This window comes from Glaciimonas sp. GG7 (genome assembly GCF_052976905.1).
The window spans coordinates 1-16,598 of the sequence record NZ_JBRIIQ010000083.1 but is presented as its reverse complement, the minus strand read 5'-3'; the positions used below and the strand labels follow the sequence as shown (position 1 = coordinate 16,598).

Below are 16,598 nucleotides of genomic sequence, written 5' to 3'. Positions count from 1 at the left end.
TGTTGTTGTTGTTGTTGTTGTTGTTGTTGTTGTTGTTGTTGTTGTTGTTGTTGTTTAGGCTACTCGTCATCCGAAATTCCTCTGGTTTCGCAGTAATTAAGGACAAGGTGGCCCACCATGTTGGAAACGTTGCGATGCTCTCTGACTATGGCGGCACATAGCAATGTTTTGGCCTGGAGTGTCATCTGCAAACAAAGTATTGTGTATCAGGCGATTTCGTCTTGAGCTTGCTGATGCGCGCTAAATTAGTCCGCGCTGCCAAGTCGGGTAATGTCATATTCGGATCCTTTGACAAAAATTTTAGGCTGCTCCAGCACGCGGGCGATGAATGAGCCGCTATCGCGCACGCGTTGGGCAAATTCGTTGGCTGAGTAAAACGTCGGATTCACCAAGCGACCCAGCTGCACCTGAGCTGGGAATAACGCTTCAAGTAATTCCGCATTCGAAGACACTGCTCCAATCACCATTAAATCTACGTCACTGCCTGCATGTTCGGTGCCCTTGGCCATCGAACCGTAGATAAATGCCATATCTATCAGCGGCCACAGGGAGTGAAGCGATGCGCGCAAGATGTCAGACACACCGAACGTTTTCACAACAATACCGCGTAGCTCTTCAAATATTGGTGCTTCTTGGTTTGCCTGGTAATGCTTTTGATTTCCTACTCGCCGCACGGTCACTAGGGCCGAAGCTTCCAGCCGCGCTAGCTCGCGCTGCACGGCACCAGAACCTGTTGCCGCTAACCCAATAATTTCGTTAGCGTAAAACGACCGCTGTGCCTGGCCAAATAAAACTGCTAGCACTCGCTGTTGCGTCTTCGTAAATAGTGCGTCTGCGTAAATACCCATAATGGGCATATTAATACCCAATATAGGTATTGTCAAACTAGTCATATGTGGCTCGGCCGCATGCGCGAACCCAAAAATGAAACAATTACCAGCTTGGGGCGCCTTGCATGTCCTTTATCGCGGGCGTGCTTTGCAAAGTCCATAAAAATCGCGATTAAGTTCGGGGTATCGCACATGTTGTATGGGTTAAGTTCAACCAAAACCGGTCATCATGTGGAGGGCAGTAAGGAATCATCCAGAGGCACTGCTCCGCACACGTGGCTTGGCGTATGTCGCTTTTGCCTCAGCGAGTAGCGTTGACTTCTCTTGATACTCAGCCTCCGTCAGCAACTGAGCCCCTGGGGGGAGAAACCATCCAGCTACGCAACTGGTGTCGCGGAGCGCAAGCTGTATGTGCGACGTTTGGCGGAACCCAGATGTCGGTGCGATCTCCGCTCCTTGAGGAAACGCAGCACGAACCACTTGAAAAGCGGGAAGCTGCATTTCCTCTCGAGTCTTATGTAGGAAGGTGAAAACCGCGTTGTCTAGGCCTCGTAGCAATACGTCCGCGTCGTCGTGCGCGGCAGCAACGTTCTTTGGTAACTTCTTTTTTTCGGTCTCGAATTGCTGGACCATTATGTTCAATGCCAGGACGAACTCCTCAATCCCGTCCTGTATTGTCATGTCTAACCAGCGCTGCACTCGTAAGATGACGCCAACGACTGCGGGAGTCGCAATTGGCTTCGCTGTATAACGCCTCTCTGGATTCGTCACGGACGCGTTTGCGAACATGAGTGCTCGCTTGTAGTCGCCTTCGAAGAAATAGGCTCCTGGGCCTAGCCAGTCGTACTTATTATTACTGCGACTAAGCTGTGGCAGCCGACCGGCTACTAGATCGTCGCGAATGGTAACGTCACAGCCGTGGTAGGCAAGAAGGAGGTGGCCAGCAGTCACTTAAAACGGGTGGCAAGCTTGCCAGTTTTTGTAATGATACCGGCATCTCGCAGTACTTTGCCAGCCTTAGGCGAAGCCATCGAATAGGGATTTTTTGCCGGTGGGGAAACAGATCCCACTTTTACTCCGAAGTCCTTTGCAATACGTTTCACCAAGGCATTGTAGCTAACAGTGCTGTAGAGGGGCACCGAAGCTATCGTATTTTTCACGATCTTTATGCCTTTCTTCGTGGCGACTGGTGTTACCTTCCGGGCTACCGCCACCTTGGAAGGCTTCGACTTCAGGACCGGGACTTTTGCTTTTGTCATGGCTTTATTCTCGCACAGGTTACCAAAGTTAGGCACGTAGGAAAACATATAGTTGCAATACCGTCGACTTCTCGCCTGATGCTTCGGACGCTTGGGTGACTGCAATGATGAACTCCAAACTGCCGTGACGGAGCTGCCAAGTATTGTTTTAATAACACGTATTGCCTGGGGTTGACGGAAATGGGATCACACGCCGATTGGAGATGGATGCCCCAACGTCTGCATTGCTGCTTGTCTTTACCGGGATAGTTGTTTGCTTCTTTTGACGCATTGCCATTTAGAGGAGGTGACAGGGTGTTATAAGCGCTGCTGCTGCGGCGAACAACTTCTCCAACCTCATTGAATTTGGGGTATTCAATCTTCGCACGTAGAAGCAATGGCTTTACCCGCATAATTGGCCAATCCGTAGAGGTGTCGTTTGGAAAAAATGGGTTCAAGGTCATGATTAAGGCCTAGGAAGTCCTAGGGACATGTCCCTTTTAGCATTCCGACTCCAATGCTACTCCGTCGGCGGACGGGCATCCGGATTAGCCAATTAGATGGTGAACGGCTCAACTTGGGGGTGGGGGCGTAGGTGAGCATTAAGTTGATAAGGTGTAATATAGCCGGGCTTATCGCTGGTGCAAGCGCTCGCCAGCTCTTTGACCCATCGATCAACAGGAAGTACTATTCGCTATAGCAAGCTCTTGGTGCGACCTCTGCGTAAGCATGCCCCCAAGGGCATCGTATTTCAGGCTCGAAAAAATCTTCATTTCTCACGTTTTACCAACTTGCCGCAAGTTAATGTGAGTGGCTGATTTTGTTCTTTGGCACCGAAGATAATAAATTTTAAAATCAATTAAATGCACTTAAAATCAAAGGTTTAATAGATACTTTATTATCTATTTACCGATCGGAGTACTTATTCTTCAGTAGCCTAAGAGCGGCCTTAAAACAAAAAATGTCCGAGGCTAAGCGGGCACTGTAGCAAACAAATGCTTGATGTCTACTGGTCGGGAACATAAAGCTTCAACTTTTGTAATCGGTTACGATTAATCGAATTTCGTAAGTGAGGTCGTACCAGAATAGCCTCGGTATTTCGATCATTACTGGTCGTGCGGATGGGGCTGGGATCATATCCATCAATGCAAATCCGAAGGGTATTTGTACCACTAACGTCCTAAAATGGAGTTTGACGTGATGGACGTTTTAGGATGATATTTGCGGTGAATATGCAGAAGTGCTTTCAAAATGTTGCGTAGGCACAACACCGATCTCATATCTACCATTTGTATAAATCACCTTCAAACTCGGCGGCGGCAATTTCAAATTCAGTACGATTGCAGTACATCCATCCGTTTTTCTTGCTTCCGCCAGATTACGCTAAGCTACTGATTCTAAACTCTTTTTGATTACTTCAGCTTACGGTAGATTTTCCTTAAATATCAAAGACTTACTATAATAGTTGCTAACTTGTAATCAGGGGGTGGCGGGTTCAAGTCCTGCAGTCAGCACCAATATTTACAATGCCTCCCGTGGACTCCACCGGAGGCATTTGCTTTTGTGGTGCACCAAACAGAGTCTAAAGACTCTTTAATTCAAATATGAAGCTGCAAACACCTATGCGGGGTTTGTATTTGTGAGGCTTACAAAACTGCTCCGTTGTCGAAAATTTTTGATCAACGCCATTCTGATGCTGGAATAATTTACAAAGGATGATTGTCTTCGACAATGCTGAAGGGTTAAGGGCGATCATTGCGCCGATAATCTTTAGTGATTGCGTTAGTAAGAACGACTTCATTAAAAAAATAGCTGAGCAACAGATCGTTATTTGATCCGTCGCTCAGCGCATTGAATACACCCTCATCTTGATCCTTCGAAGCGCCCATCCTCAGAGCATTTTTATTTGCTCCCAATCGGTTAAGCCCTGAAAAATCTTATCTATTCCATCCTGCCTCAACGTACGCATACCCTCACCGATAGCCGTTTCCAAAATCTCGGGGACATTGGCTTTTGCATGCATCTTTTTCTTGATGGCAGCGGAGTTCAGTAGCAATTCATGCACCCCTAATCTGCCTTTGTAACCGCTCTTGTCACACTTCTCGCAACCAACCGCCCTACGCAGTATCAGCGTGTTGTCTTCGCGCTGATAGCGTTTGCGCCAGTCGGCAATGATCTCAGTCGGTTCAAGCGAATTGTTGAAGCAATATTCGACGGCAAGCGTATCAATTTGTTCATCAGTTGCGACATAAGGCTGGCAGCAAGCGGTGCACAATTTACGTGTGAGTCGTTGCCCAACGACACCTAGTAATGCATCGGCGAAATTGAATGGATCTAGTCCAAGATCTAATAGTCGAACAACACTTTCTACTGCGCTGTTGGTATGCATGGTTGAAAACACCAAATGACCTGTCAGGGATGCTTCGATGACGGTCCGCGCTGTTTCGGGATCTCGGGTTTCTCCTACCATGATGACGTCAGGATCGGCACGTAAAAAGCTGCGTAATATGGACGCAAAGGTCCAGTCGATTTTTGCGTGGACTTGTACTTGCCGCAGACCTTTTTGGGTAATTTCGATCGGGTCTTCGACCGTCCAAATTTTTCGCTCGGGCGTATTGATGTAACTGAGTAGCGAGTGCAGCGTGGTTGTCTTGCCGGAGCCGGTCGGGCCGCAAACGAATAAAAGACCATGCGGTTTGAGTGCGAGTTTTTGGAGCCCTGCCAGCACTAGTGGTGACAGCCCCAGTGCATCTAACGTCAATGCTTTGGGTGCAGAAAGGATGCGCAGGACGATGTCTTCAAGACCTTCCGTGGTGGGCATGGTGACGACGCGAAGTTCGATTTTAGCGGGGCCAAACTGCTCAAAATTCATTTTTCCATCTTGCGAGCGCCGCTTCTCTGAAATGTCGAGTCGGCTCATGATTTTCAGGCGAGAAACCAATGCGTTGCGGAAGTTTGCCGGGATGTTGGAGTAGTCCACCATGCCGCCATCTTTGCGAAACCGCACTCGTGTAGGCTCGTTGCCTTTCATGGTTTCAATATGGATGTCGGAGGCCCCTTGTTCATACGCATCAAGAATGATCTTATTGACCAGTCGGACCATCGTATTGTCAGAATCGGTAATCACGTCATCTGGAATGAGCATCGTTGCGATGCCGTTGTTGTCATCGAGTTTAGAGACTAGATCGGCAATATCCTGACGTTCACCTTGCGAGCCATAAAAGCGCGTAATAACTGAGGTCAGGTCGGCCTCGGAAGCCATAACAGGATCAATCGTGTGTTTGGTGTATACCGCTAGCGCCTGCAAGGCATCTGTCGATAAAGGATCTTCCATGGCGACCACCATGCGAGATTGGGCGCGGTACAGCGGCATGACATTGTATTTACGGACAAGATCGCCGGGGACAAATTTAATCAGATTCAGGTCAAACTGGAATTTAAGTAAAGTAACAAAAGGAATGCCTAACTTCTGTACCAATATCCGTTGAATGCTTTCCTTGTTGACGACACCCATGTCGCACAAAATGTCGCCTAAGTGTAGTTTCCGGTCAGCTATTTGAAGCTGGAGAGCTTCCAGCAATTGTTCCTGGGTGATTAAACTCTCTTGAATCAATGCTGCGCCAAGCCGAAGCGTTGGCATTGATTTTTGTCTTTGGAGTGCCGCTTCAACTTGCTGTTCAGTGACAAGATGTTCTAGTTGCAGATAGTCGCCAAGTTTGGATGCGCGCAGTTCGGTTTGTTTTTTGAGGCCGGTATTGATCGCATCCGCAGATACGATTTTCTTGTCTATTAATATTTCCCCGAGTTTGTCGCCAATTTGATAATTGGCAATGGAGGCAGCAGGAATAAAGCAGCGCAGGACGGTATTGCCTGCGCCAACAAGAAATAGAAAAAGCCCCATTTCCTGATAAACGAAACCGATCGTTTCAGAGATTAAGCGCTCGCCATCTTTGAAGGAAATAATGCATTTTTGTTTGAGGGAGGGGGCGGCAGTTTCGTGTAAACCTGCTGCTAACGGCAGCGCTATTCTTTTTAGTTCTATGGGATGGGTCAGGTGGAGACTTTTGAAGCTGGAAAATGCGATACGCGTGCTATCGGTTGCACGGTCAGGATGAAAATCGAGGATAGATGCATCTTTGTCAAAACGTATCAGATTGCCGACTTTTTGATGTCCATTATCTAGTTTAATAATGCACGGTATTTTTTCACTGAGTGCCGGCGATACGGTCAACGTGAAGTGAGGGGGGATAGGCCATTCGAAATCGTTATGCAAGAGGTTCTCCAATTTAAATTTAAAAAGGCCTGTTGCTCTACATAAGGTTACCGGTTTAAGCGTGGACCTTTGGACCGTAATACCAGAGCAAGTCGATGATAAGTAGGTGAGAAGGTGTTATTCATGGTGAAAATTGCTTGAAGTGAGTGGGCGGTAAAACTTGCTGATTGGTAGTTTTTACCGCCTTAAAATTGCGTCTTTATGCGTTAAACAAACGGGCAAGTTCAATGCCAGGCTCCGGCGCGCGCATAAATGTCTCACCGACTAAAAATGCGTGAACATTGGCGTCACGCATGCGCTTGACGTCATCGACTGTTTGAATGCCGGATTCAGTCACGACCAGCTTGTCGGATGGAATGCGCGGCAACAATATCAGTGTGTTATCCAGTGAAGTTTCAAATGTGCGCAGATTGCGATTATTGATGCCCAAAAGTGCTGTTTTCAATTTGAGTGCAGCAGTCAGTTCTGCGTCATTGTGGACTTCGACCAAGACGCTCATGCCAAGCTCCAGCGCTAGTGCTTCCAACTCTGCCATCAAGCCATGATCGAGAGCCGCCACGATCAATAAAATAGCATCGGCTCCCCAGTGACGCGCCTGATAAATTTGATACGGGTCGATCATGAAATCTTTGCGTAGCACGGGGAGCGTGCAAGCAGCGCGTGCTTGCTGCATGTAAGCCGGCGAACCTTGAAAGAATTTTTCATCGGTCAATACAGACAAACAAGCCGCGCCGTGTGCAGCGTAGTTAATGGCGATATTCGCAGGATGAAAATCAGCGCGTATCACGCCTTTCGACGGTGAGGCTTTTTTGATTTCCGCGATGACGCCAGCGTGACCGGCATCCATTTTAGCGCGCAGAGACGCTTCAAAATGGCGTAAATTATCGCGGGTCTCGAGATCGGTTTCGACTTCACGGCGCAAGCTGCCAAGGTCGCGATGCCTTTTTGCGGCAGCGATTTCATCGGCTTTGACGTCGAGAATTTTATTCAGAATATCGGACATAGTGGTGTTCCTTTCGTGTTTCTGACGCCTGTTCCAGTGGTGTTATAAGCCCACATCTTTCTCATCTTGCACGTCATGTTTATATGTTTGAACCAGACGCACCCAGTGCTTGTGTGGTGTGAATAAACTGTTCCAGCTTGAGACGTGCTGCACCATTGGCCATCACTTCCCGCGCCTTGATCAGGCCATCGGCGATCGAGCTTGTGACGCCAGCAGCATAAAGTGCCGTACCTGCGTTGAGGGCGACGATATCGCGGGCAGGGCCGGGGACGTTATCCAGCGCTTCGAAAATCTTTTCTTTTGATTCCTGCGAATTGGCCACTTTTAAATTACGGCTGGCGATCATCGGCATGCCGAAATCTTCGGGATGGATTTCGTATTCACGGATTTCGCCATTGATGAGTTCACCGACCAGCGTTGCTGCGCCGAGTGAGACTTCATCCATGTTGTCGCGACCCCAGACGACGACAGCGCGTTGTGCGCCAAGGCGTTGCAATACGCGTACTTGTATCCCGACCAGATCAGGGTGAAATACGCCCATGAGGATATTGGGTGCACCGGCGGGATTGGTGAGTGGGCCGAGAATGTTGAAAATAGTGCGTACGCCAAGTTCTTTGCGCACCGGTGCGGCATATTTCATCGCCGCATGGTGGTTCGGTGCGAACATGAAACCGATGCCGGTTTGGTCGATCGATCGCGAAACTTGCTCCGGCGTCAGATTGATGTTGACCCCCAAAGACTCCAGGACATCGGCGCTTCCCGACGATGACGACACGCTACGACCGCCATGTTTTGCAATCCGTGCACCTGCGGCAGCGGCGACGAACATGGTTGCGGTGGAAATATTAAATGTTTGCGCACCGTCCCCGCCAGTGCCGACGATATCGAGCAGATTGTCGGTATTTGTTGTGGGAACCGGAGTGGCAAATTCGCGCATGACTTGCGCAGCGGCGGCAATTTCGCCGATGGTTTCTTTCTTTGCGCGCAGGCCCATCGTCAATGCCGCAATCATGATCGGCGACATTTCGCCTTTCATGATTTTACGGAACAGATGCAACATCTCATCGTGAAAAATCTCACGGTGCTCAATACAGCGCAAGAGCGCTTCTTGTTCGGTAATCGGCATAGGCTCCTCTTGAAACTGCACGATGGCATTGAGCCGGTCAGCTCAATGCCATCGTATTCTTAAATCAAACTCCGGATTAGTAGCGTTAATCGGTTTTATTTAAACCGTTTAAGCTACAACTCACTAACGCTGCAAAAAGTTTTTAAGCAAGGCGTGACCGTGTTCGGACAATATGGATTCAGGATGAAATTGCACACCTTCGATATCTAGCGTCTTGTGGCGCACGCCCATGATTTCACCATCATCGGTCCATGCAGTGATTTCCAGACAATCCGGTAAAGATGCGCGTTCGATAGCGAGCGAGTGATAGCGAATTACAGTGAATGGATTCGGTAAGTCTTTGAAGACACCGACGCCAGTGTGATGAATGGGCGAGGTTTTGCCGTGCATGACTTGTTGCGCACGCACGACTTTGCCGCCAAAGGCTTCGCCGATTGCCTGATGCCCGAGACAGACGCCGAGAATAGGCAAGGTCCCGCCTAACTTGCGCAGCAGTTCGACGCAAATACCGGCCTCTTTTGGACTGCAAGGGCCGGGTGAGATGCAAATCCGTTCTGGATTGAGCGTAGCAATTTCGTCTAGCGTAATTTCATCGTTGCGGAAAGTGCGTACATCTTCACCAAGCTCACCGAAGTATTGCACCAGGTTGTAGGTGAAGGAATCATAGTTATCGATCATTAGCAGCATCAGATTTCTCCATCCAGGCCATCTTGCACTTGTTCGGCTGCGCGTAATACTGCGCGGGCTTTGTTTTCGGTTTCTTCCCATTCGGTCTCAGGGACCGAGTCGGCGACGATACCGGCGGCGGCTTGTACGTAGAGCATGCCGTCTTTAATCACGCCGGTACGAATGGCGATGGCGACATCCATTTCGCCGCCGAACGACAGGTAGCCGCAGGCTCCGCCGTAAATGCCGCGTTTGGTGAGTTCTAGTTCGTCGATGACTTCCATTGCCCGTACTTTTGGTGCACCTGAAAGGGTTCCGGCAGGGAAAGTTGCTTTCAAGACGTCCAGATTCGATAAGCCAGATTTGAGTGTGCCTTCGACGTTGGAGACGATGTGTTGCACGTGCGAATATTTTTCGATGACCATCTGGTCAGTGACTTTGACGCTGCCGATGTCGGCAATGCGGCCGATGTCGTTACGCGCCAGATCGATCAGCATGACGTGCTCGGCAATTTCTTTTGGATCGGCCAGGAGTTCGATGGCGAGTTGTTCGTCGCGCTCAGGGGTTGATCCGCGTGGGCGCGTTCCGGCCAGTGGGCGGATGGTGACTTTGCGCTTGCCTTCGGAGGTTGCTGTGGGTGCGGCGATTTGTTCGTTGCGTACTAAAATTTCTGGTGACGAACCGACAATTTGCATGTCGCCGAAATTGTAAAAATACATGTACGGCGATGGATTAAGCGAGCGCAATGCGCGGTACAACATTAGCGGCGAATCGACGTAGGGTTTTTTGATACGCTGGCCGATTTGTACCTGCATCAGATCGCCGGCCATAACGTATTCCTTGGCCTTGCCGACGGCTTTGAGGTAGTCCTCTTTTTTGAATTCGCGGATGGTCTCGGTGCGTACCGAGGCCGAGGTGACGGGGGCGTCAGCCGGGCGGCGCAACATCGTACGCAACTCTTTGAGGCGTTGACGCCCTTTTGAGAATGCTTCTGGCTGAGTCGGGTCTGTGTAGACGATTAAATATAATTTACCTGAGAGGTTATCGATGACGGCTAATTCTTCGGTCAGCAATAATTGAATATCGGGTAGTCCCAGATCATCTTTAGGCGTTGTGTTTGCCAGCCGTTTTTCAATGTGACGTACGGTGTCGTAGCCGAAGTAGCCTGCCAAGCCGCCGCAGAAACGCGGCATGCCGGGACGTATGGCGACTTTATAGCGTGATTGGAATTCGCCGATGAAGTCGAGCGGATTACCTTCTTTTGTCTCGATTATCTCGTCATTTTTGACGACTTCAATGCGTGTGCCGTAGCTGCGTAAAAGTGTCGATGCCGGCAAGCCGATAAATGAGTAGCGCCCAAAGCGTTCGCCGCCGACGACGGACTCAAGCAAAAACGTGTTTTTCCCGGTCTGCTGGGTTTGCGCTAGTTTTAGATAGAGCGTTAACGGCGTTTCCAGATCTGCTAAAGCCTCGGCGATCAGGGGGATGCGATTGTAGCCTTGTGCGGCTAGCGATTTGAATTCGAGTTCGGTCATGTTTCTCTCCAGAACGCTATTGTAAAACAGCGACGGTCAACTGCAAAAAACGTTGTCTCTAATTTGCTTTAAAAAAATAAAGCGAGACAGCGGCGATCAGGTGGGTTACTTAGCCCAGGATAGCCAGCGTCGCCAGAGCCAGGCCTCAGGGGCGGCTAGTGGTGCGTTACGTTTTTTAGTGAGAAACATCATTTGATCAATATATGAGTAAAGTCGTGTTGATTTATAGCGAAATGTGATGTGCTGCAGAAAGCAGCGTTGGCACTATACCATCCGAATCGACGTCTTGTATAGGCGCACCGTGGTTGTATCCGTACGGCACACTTAAGACGCGGCAACCGGCTGCACGCGCGGCTTGAGCGTCGTTTGAGGAGTCGCCAATGGCAACTATTTGCATCGGTTTTAGATGGAATTGTCGGCAAACTTCGAGAAACGGCATCGGGTCTGGTTTTTTTCTTGAAAAGGAGTCACCGCCGTAGACCAGTTCAAAAAAATCCCGCAATCCGGTTTTTTCTAATAGCGGCAGCGCAAACGCAATCGGTTTGTTGGTAACGCAGGCAAGTCGCAAGCCCATGGCCTGCATACGCTGGAGTCCTTGTATGACATCGGGATAGAGCGTCGCGTAATTGCCGTTGATGGAGAGATAGTGATCTTGGTAGGAGACCAGCGCGGCATCGAAATGGCTCTCGACCTGCTCTGGCGCGTAATCCTCGCTTAATACGCGGCGAATTAAATTTTCCGACCCTTTGCCGACGAAATTGCTTATGGTTAGTAAAGACAGTGGCGTTAAATCAAAATCGGCACGCATGCGATTGATGGCGACGTGAAAGTCTGGCGCCGTATCTAGCATTGTGCCGTCGAGATCAATAATGGCGGCGGCAATCCCGGTCAACATCAATGGGACCGCCTTGGTGCTGCTTAACGTCATACTTTTGTCAGCTCGCCACGCATTGCATCGATCACGGCTTTGTAATCCGGCTTGCCAAAAATCGCTGAACCAGCAACGAACGTATCTGCGCCAGCAGCGGCAGCTTGAGCGATGTTGTCGATTTTGATGCCGCCATCGACTTCCAGCATGATGTCGCGTCCGGATTCGTCAATCATCCGACGTACCAGGGCGATTTTCTTGAGGGCCTCAGGGATAAAGGACTGGCCGCCAAAGCCTGGATTGACCGACATGATCAGGATGATGTCGAGTTTATCCATCACATGATCCAGAAAGTGTAGGGGGGTGCCTGGATTGAATACCAGCCCAGCTTTACAGCCATTGTCGCGGATCAGCTGCAACGAACGGTCGAGATGTTCGGATGCTTCTGGGTGGAATGTAATGATGTTGGCACCCGCTTTGGCAAAATCGGGAATGATGCGATCGACCGGCTTGACCATTAAATGCACGTCGATAGGCACTTGTACGTGTGGGCGAATGGCTTCGCACACTAGCGGACCGATGGTCAGGTTGGGCACGTAATGGTTGTCCATGACATCGAAGTGGATGATGTCGGCCCCGGCGCTGACAACGTTACGCACTTCTTCGCCGAGGCGGGCGAAGTCGGCGGAGAGAATACTCGGGGCAATTCGGTATATTGGTTGGCTTGGCATGGCAGTCATTGAGTCGCTAGAGGAGGTTATGCATAAAAGATGCGCTATTTTACTCTGCGAGTGGCTTCCGGACAGGGTTGTACTTGCGTCGGCTGATAAATTCGTGTGCAATGATCTGATTGATAAAAAGAGGTGGCGCGAGTTGTCAATCAACTATTTAATGCGTCACTGCACTACTGTTTTAATTAGAGGAAATCTGCATGGCTGCTTATGAATTTACCGTCACTGTCAAGACGCAATATATGGAAGAGCAATCCCAACCGGATCGCAATCATTATGTATTTGCCTATGGAATCACGATTAAAAATACCGGCAAGGTTGCTGCGCAGTTAATTTCGCGTCACTGGGTGATTACCGACGCCAATAATGAAGTGCAAGAAGTGCGCGGATTGGGAGTAATTGGCCATCAGCCATTGTTGCAGCCAGGTGAAAGTTTCGAATACACCAGCGGCACATCTCTGGCAACGCCGCAGGGATCGATGTTGGGCGAATTTTTCTGTGTTGCTGAGGATGGCGAGCAGTTCGAATCGCGCATCCCCGAATTTGTTTTGTCCCTGCCGCGAACTTTGCATTAAATTTTTTTGTTAAGCCTGATTGGTCGCATTGCTTGCCCCCCCCCCAACTAAGTGCTTTGATTGTCTTTTTTCTTGTTCGGCGATGCTTTGCGCGGGGGCATCTGATCCGGTTTGCGACCTGACATAGTCCACCAGACAATAAATACAAATAAGAAGAAGGCTACGGTCGCCTCAAGTATTAATAACCACATAAAGAATCCTCAATGTTATTTAAGCGCATTAGTCTACCTGTTTCAGCTCTCATTATCGCCCTCAGTCTGGCCGCCTGCACTACCTCTCCCTCGCTGACGACACCCGCGACGCCAGAAAAAAAATTACCTCCCATAAGTTCGATCCCTCCCTTGCCGGATATTAAAGTCCCAGCAGGTACATTGCGGCCAAGTTCTTTCACAGCGTTGCCTGGCTGGAAAACCGATGATCTGCGGCAAGCAATGCCGGCTTTGCTAACGTCGTGTTCAACCATGGTGAGAAGAGCTGACTGGGCGGAGCCTTGTACCATCGCGCGTGGGGTTGATGCTGGCAATGAAAATGCAGTACGGGCATTCTTCGAAGTCTTTTTTACGCCCTATCAAGTAGTAAATGCGGATGGCAGCGCAAATGGTCTGGTCACTGGATATTACGAACCGTTGTTGCGAGGTGCCCGCCAGCGCGGTGGCGTGTATCAAACGCCACTTTATCGTGCGCCGGACGATTTGCTGACGATAGATTTGGCGAGCATTTATCCTGAACTCAAAGGTTTGCGTTTACGTGGTCGTTTAGTCGGAAATCGCATCGTGCCGTATCCGAATCGGGCTGAGCTAGAAAAAACGGGTAGCCTCAATGGTAAGGAAATTATCTGGGTAGACGATCCGGTAGATGCCTTTTTTCTGCAGGTTCAAGGTTCTGGGCGAGTCCAGATGGCAAATGGTGAAATATTACGGGTTGCTTATGCTGATCAAAATGGCTATCCGTATAAATCGATTGGCCGGTATCTGATCGACAAGGGTGAATTAACACTGGCCCAAGCTTCGGCCCAAGGAATTAAAGCATGGTTGGCGGCGAATCCATCACGTCAGAAAGAATTATTAAATTCCAATCCGAGTTTTGTTTTTTTTAAAGAGGAGACAGTCCTTGAGGCGCATCAGGGGCCGAAGGGTGCTCAGGGCGTGCCATTGACGCCGCAACGCTCAATTGCGGTCGATCCTAGCTTCATTCCTCTGGGTGTACCGGTGTTTTTGGCGACAACCTATCCAAATAGCGCAAAAACCTTGCAACAGTTAGTTGTGGCGCAGGATACCGGTGGCGCGATTAAAGGTGCTGTGCGTGCGGATTTATTTTGGGGGTTTGGTAATGAGGCGGGAGAAAAGGCGGGGAGAATGAAGCAACAAGGAGCAATGTGGGTCTTGCTTCCGAAGTCAACTGCCGTGGCAGGGCGTTGATCGCTCGCTTTGGCTCTACTTATATACAGAGCACTTTTCTTGAGAGGTTATTCGGCGCTTGTAACGTCGAATAACCGCACTCTGATGAGAATGTAGACTAGCGTAATACCAATACCGGAATGGTTGAGTGGGCAAGGACTCTTTGTGTTTTGCTACCCAAAAATAGCCTGCTTAGTCCGCTCCGACCATGTGAGGCCATGAAAATGACATCACATCCATGTTTTTCTGCAGCATTAATGATTTCCTCATCAGGATTAAAGGCTTGCGCAGTGAGTATTTCGTACTCTACGCCAGCCGCCTTAGCCGCATCGGCAATTTTTTGGACATGTAACTGCGCTAGCGCCAGCATATTTTCCTCGTAAGTACCAGGGTCTGCTGCCATAGTACTTTCTGCCATAGGCGAAAATGGATAGGGCTCTGCTACAGACAAGCCGATCACCTTGCCGTTGCAAAATTTGGCAAACTCAATCGCTGCTGTAATTGCCTTATCCGACAATGTCGAGCCGTCAGTTGGTACCAATATGGTCTTAAACATAGCGTCCCCTTCTGTGAGTAAAGAAATATAGAAATTTCAGTAACTTAAATCAATGGTTTGCGACGGAAAATAGTAGACCAAGTAGCCGTAGATAAATTCCTTGTTTTTCTCTTAGCGCTTACTGACTACTTTAAACATCGTATCTGTTATCTTGTGTCACTACAATTAAGCCTTATTAATCATCTAATCATAATTAGGAGACGTCATGTCATACGAAGCTATTCTGGTTGAAACGCAAGGAAAAGTTGGGGTTATTCGCTTGAATCGTCCTAAGGCGCTTAACGCTTTAAACGATCAATTGATGATCGAGTTAGGTCAGGCACTGATGAAGTTCGATGCTGACGAACAGATTGGTTGCATCATCATTACTGGTAGCGAAAAAGCATTTGCTGCGGGTGCGGATATTGGCGCTATGGCAGGCTACTCTTATATGGATGCGTTTAAAGGAGATTACATTACGCGCAATTGGGAAGAGATTCGTCGTGTTCGTAAGCCGGTCATTGCAGCGGTTGCTGGTTTTGCGCTGGGCGGTGGGTGCGAGTTAGCAATGATGTGTGATTTCATCGTCGCGGCAGACAATGCAAAATTCGGTCAGCCAGAAATTAAACTGGGTGTTATCCCAGGTGCTGGTGGAACACAGCGTCTGCCGCGGTCGATATCGAAAGCCAAAGCAATGGATATGTGTCTAACTGCACGCATGATGGACGCGGTTGAAGCAGAGCGGGCTGGTTTGGTATCGCGGATAGTGCCATTGGATCAATTGATGGCCGAGGTGTTGGCTGCAGCAACTGTTATAGCAAATATGTCGCTGCCAGCTGTGATGATGATTAAAGAGTCGGTGAATCGGGCTTACGAAACCACATTGGCTGAAGGTATTCAATTTGAGCGCCGGTTGTTCCACAGTACCTTCGCTACCGAAGATCAGAAAGAGGGGATGCAGGCATTTTTAGAGAAGCGATCACCTGTCTTCAAAAATCTTTAAAGATAATAAGAAAATTCCTTGCTAGTGCGGAAATGTCTTGCTATAGTTCGGCCTCTGTTGAAAAGGACGCGAAATAAACGAAACGGCGCAAGCGGTTTTGGTGCGAAATTGGAGGCGGAACGAGATTGTAAAAGTGGGTGTTTTAAGTGGGAAAGTTAGGTTGATTTAGTTTTAGATTGTTAATCAGAAAGTTGATTAAAATGATTTAAAAAGAGGTTGACGCAAAGCTTGAAACGCCACATAATCTCATCTCTCTGCTGCTGACGAACAAAACGCTTTGTCAGTGCTGCGAACACTTCGGTGTAACGCAAAGTAGGGTCAGTTCTTTAACAATTAACAGCCGATAAGTGTGGGCGTTTAATGAAAGTGCAGCGCAGATGACTTCGGTCATGTGCGTATAGCTTAAAACATTAAATGTTCACAAAAGAAGAAAAATAGGATGTTGTTCAGCAATGGATAACAGACTGTCAGTATTTTGAGTGAGCGATAGCAGGACTGTTAAAAGTTCAGCTAGGCAGCAATGCCACAAAACAGAGATTAAACTGAAGAGTTTGATCCTGGCTCAGATTGAACGCTGGCGGCATGCCTTACACATGCAAGTCGAACGGTAACAGGGAGCTTGCTCCGCTGACGAGTGGCGAACGGGTGAGTAATATATCGGAACGTGCCTGGTAATGGGGGACAACTAGTCGAAAGATTAGCTAATACCGCATACGCCCTACGGGGGAAAGAGGGGGATTCGCAAGAACCTCTTGTTATCAGAGCGGCCGATATCTGATTAGCTAGTTGGTGGGGTAAAGGCTCACCAAGGCATCGAT

Annotated in this window: 14 protein-coding genes and 1 rRNA gene; 4 read left to right on the top strand and 11 right to left on the bottom strand. The window is 49.0% G+C overall.

The features are described from left to right. Positions 1-245: 245 nt before the first annotated feature. The 9 genes from ACVBEF_RS16380 to rpe form a co-directional block, all read right to left on the bottom strand. On the bottom strand, positions 246-893 hold the full coding sequence (locus tag ACVBEF_RS16380) for a nucleotidyltransferase domain-containing protein (protein WP_447124997.1): 648 nt from the start codon (positions 891-893) through the stop codon (positions 246-248). 884 nt (positions 894-1,777) lie between these two features. Next, positions 1,778-2,089: a hypothetical protein gene (locus tag ACVBEF_RS16375; RefSeq protein WP_447124996.1), complete on the bottom strand. Its 312-nt coding sequence runs from the start codon at positions 2,087-2,089 to the stop codon at positions 1,778-1,780. Positions 2,090-3,959: 1,870 nt separating this feature from the next. Beyond that, positions 3,960-6,341, bottom strand: coding sequence for a GspE/PulE family protein (locus ACVBEF_RS16370; protein WP_447124995.1), 2,382 nt, complete (start codon positions 6,339-6,341; stop codon positions 3,960-3,962). A gap of 199 nt (positions 6,342-6,540) precedes the next feature. Then, positions 6,541-7,344, bottom strand: a complete 804-nt coding sequence (gene trpC, locus ACVBEF_RS16365) for an indole-3-glycerol phosphate synthase TrpC (protein ID WP_447124994.1) — start codon at positions 7,342-7,344, stop codon at positions 6,541-6,543. 79 nt (positions 7,345-7,423) lie between these two features. After that, entirely contained in the window at positions 7,424-8,470 is a 1,047-nt protein-coding gene (gene trpD / locus ACVBEF_RS16360) for an anthranilate phosphoribosyltransferase (protein WP_447124993.1), read from the bottom strand. Positions 8,471-8,593: 123 nt separating this feature from the next. After that, entirely contained in the window at positions 8,594-9,157 is a 564-nt protein-coding gene (locus ACVBEF_RS16355; protein ID WP_447124992.1) for an aminodeoxychorismate/anthranilate synthase component II, read from the bottom strand. Further along, positions 9,157-10,671 carry an anthranilate synthase component I gene (gene trpE, locus ACVBEF_RS16350; RefSeq protein ID WP_447124991.1) on the bottom strand — a complete coding sequence of 505 codons (1,515 nt, stop codon included), beginning with the start codon at positions 10,669-10,671 and terminating at the stop codon, positions 9,157-9,159. Before trpE ends, ACVBEF_RS16355 begins: the two co-directional genes overlap by 1 nt. 223 nt (positions 10,672-10,894) lie before the next feature. Continuing rightward, positions 10,895-11,599 (bottom strand): phosphoglycolate phosphatase, encoded by a 705-nt coding sequence (locus ACVBEF_RS16345; RefSeq protein WP_447124990.1) that lies wholly within the window; start codon positions 11,597-11,599, stop codon positions 10,895-10,897. Beyond that, positions 11,596-12,270: a ribulose-phosphate 3-epimerase gene (gene rpe, locus ACVBEF_RS16340; protein WP_447124998.1), complete on the bottom strand. Its 675-nt coding sequence runs from the start codon at positions 12,268-12,270 to the stop codon at positions 11,596-11,598. The genes ACVBEF_RS16345 and rpe overlap by 4 nt, the downstream gene beginning before the upstream one ends. 200 nt (positions 12,271-12,470) lie before the next feature. On the opposite strand from rpe, the gene apaG reads away from it, so the two are divergent. After that, positions 12,471-12,845 (top strand): Co2+/Mg2+ efflux protein ApaG, encoded by a 375-nt coding sequence (gene apaG / locus ACVBEF_RS16335; protein ID WP_447124989.1) that lies wholly within the window; start codon positions 12,471-12,473, stop codon positions 12,843-12,845. 47 nt (positions 12,846-12,892) lie between these two features. Here apaG and ACVBEF_RS16330 read toward each other — a convergent pair whose 3' ends face one another. Beyond that, a complete protein-coding gene (locus ACVBEF_RS16330; protein WP_447124988.1) occupies positions 12,893-13,036 on the bottom strand; it encodes a hypothetical protein in 144 nt (47 codons plus the stop codon). 12 nt (positions 13,037-13,048) lie between these two features. Between ACVBEF_RS16330 and mltA the strand changes: the two genes are divergently transcribed. Further along, positions 13,049-14,263 (top strand): murein transglycosylase A, encoded by a 1,215-nt coding sequence (gene mltA, locus ACVBEF_RS16325; RefSeq protein ID WP_447124987.1) that lies wholly within the window; start codon positions 13,049-13,051, stop codon positions 14,261-14,263. Between the two features lie 97 nt (positions 14,264-14,360). On the opposite strand, the gene ACVBEF_RS16320 is transcribed toward mltA, so the two are convergent. Next, the gene (locus ACVBEF_RS16320) at positions 14,361-14,798 is read right to left on the bottom strand and encodes a universal stress protein (protein ID WP_447124986.1); all 438 of its coding nucleotides are present in this window, start codon (positions 14,796-14,798) and stop codon (positions 14,361-14,363) included. A 205-nt stretch (positions 14,799-15,003) separates the two neighbouring features. On the opposite strand from ACVBEF_RS16320, the gene ACVBEF_RS16315 reads away from it, so the two are divergent. Together ACVBEF_RS16315 and ACVBEF_RS16310 are read left to right on the top strand one after the other, a co-directional pair. Then, positions 15,004-15,780 carry an enoyl-CoA hydratase gene (locus ACVBEF_RS16315; protein WP_447124985.1) on the top strand — a complete coding sequence of 259 codons (777 nt, stop codon included), beginning with the start codon at positions 15,004-15,006 and terminating at the stop codon, positions 15,778-15,780. 539 nt (positions 15,781-16,319) lie between these two features. Further along, positions 16,320-16,598 (top strand): 16S ribosomal RNA (locus ACVBEF_RS16310); the annotation flags it as partial.

Bases quoted from the DNA above. Each gene is read 5' to 3' on its own strand.
- ACVBEF_RS16345 (WP_447124990.1), bottom strand. From the start codon at position 11,599: ATGACGTTAAGCAGCACCAAGGCGGTCCCATTGATGTTGACCGGGATT.
- trpC (WP_447124994.1), bottom strand. From the start codon at position 7,344: ATGTCCGATATTCTGAATAAAATTCTCGACGTCAAAGCCGATGAAATC.
- ACVBEF_RS16320 (WP_447124986.1), bottom strand. From the start codon at position 14,798: ATGTTTAAGACCATATTGGTACCAACTGACGGCTCGACATTGTCGGAT.
- apaG (WP_447124989.1), top strand. From the start codon at position 12,471: ATGGCTGCTTATGAATTTACCGTCACTGTCAAGACGCAATATATGGAA.
- trpE (WP_447124991.1), bottom strand. From the start codon at position 10,671: ATGACCGAACTCGAATTCAAATCGCTAGCCGCACAAGGCTACAATCGC.
- trpD (WP_447124993.1), bottom strand. From the start codon at position 8,470: ATGCCGATTACCGAACAAGAAGCGCTCTTGCGCTGTATTGAGCACCGT.
- ACVBEF_RS16380 (WP_447124997.1), bottom strand. From the start codon at position 893: ATGACTAGTTTGACAATACCTATATTGGGTATTAATATGCCCATTATG.
- ACVBEF_RS16315 (WP_447124985.1), top strand. From the start codon at position 15,004: ATGTCATACGAAGCTATTCTGGTTGAAACGCAAGGAAAAGTTGGGGTT.
- ACVBEF_RS16355 (WP_447124992.1), bottom strand. From the start codon at position 9,157: ATGCTGCTAATGATCGATAACTATGATTCCTTCACCTACAACCTGGTG.
- rpe (WP_447124998.1), bottom strand. From the start codon at position 12,270: ATGCCAAGCCAACCAATATACCGAATTGCCCCGAGTATTCTCTCCGCC.
- ACVBEF_RS16330 (WP_447124988.1), bottom strand. From the start codon at position 13,036: ATGTGGTTATTAATACTTGAGGCGACCGTAGCCTTCTTCTTATTTGTA.
- mltA (WP_447124987.1), top strand. From the start codon at position 13,049: ATGTTATTTAAGCGCATTAGTCTACCTGTTTCAGCTCTCATTATCGCC.
- ACVBEF_RS16375 (WP_447124996.1), bottom strand. From the start codon at position 2,089: ATGACAAAAGCAAAAGTCCCGGTCCTGAAGTCGAAGCCTTCCAAGGTG.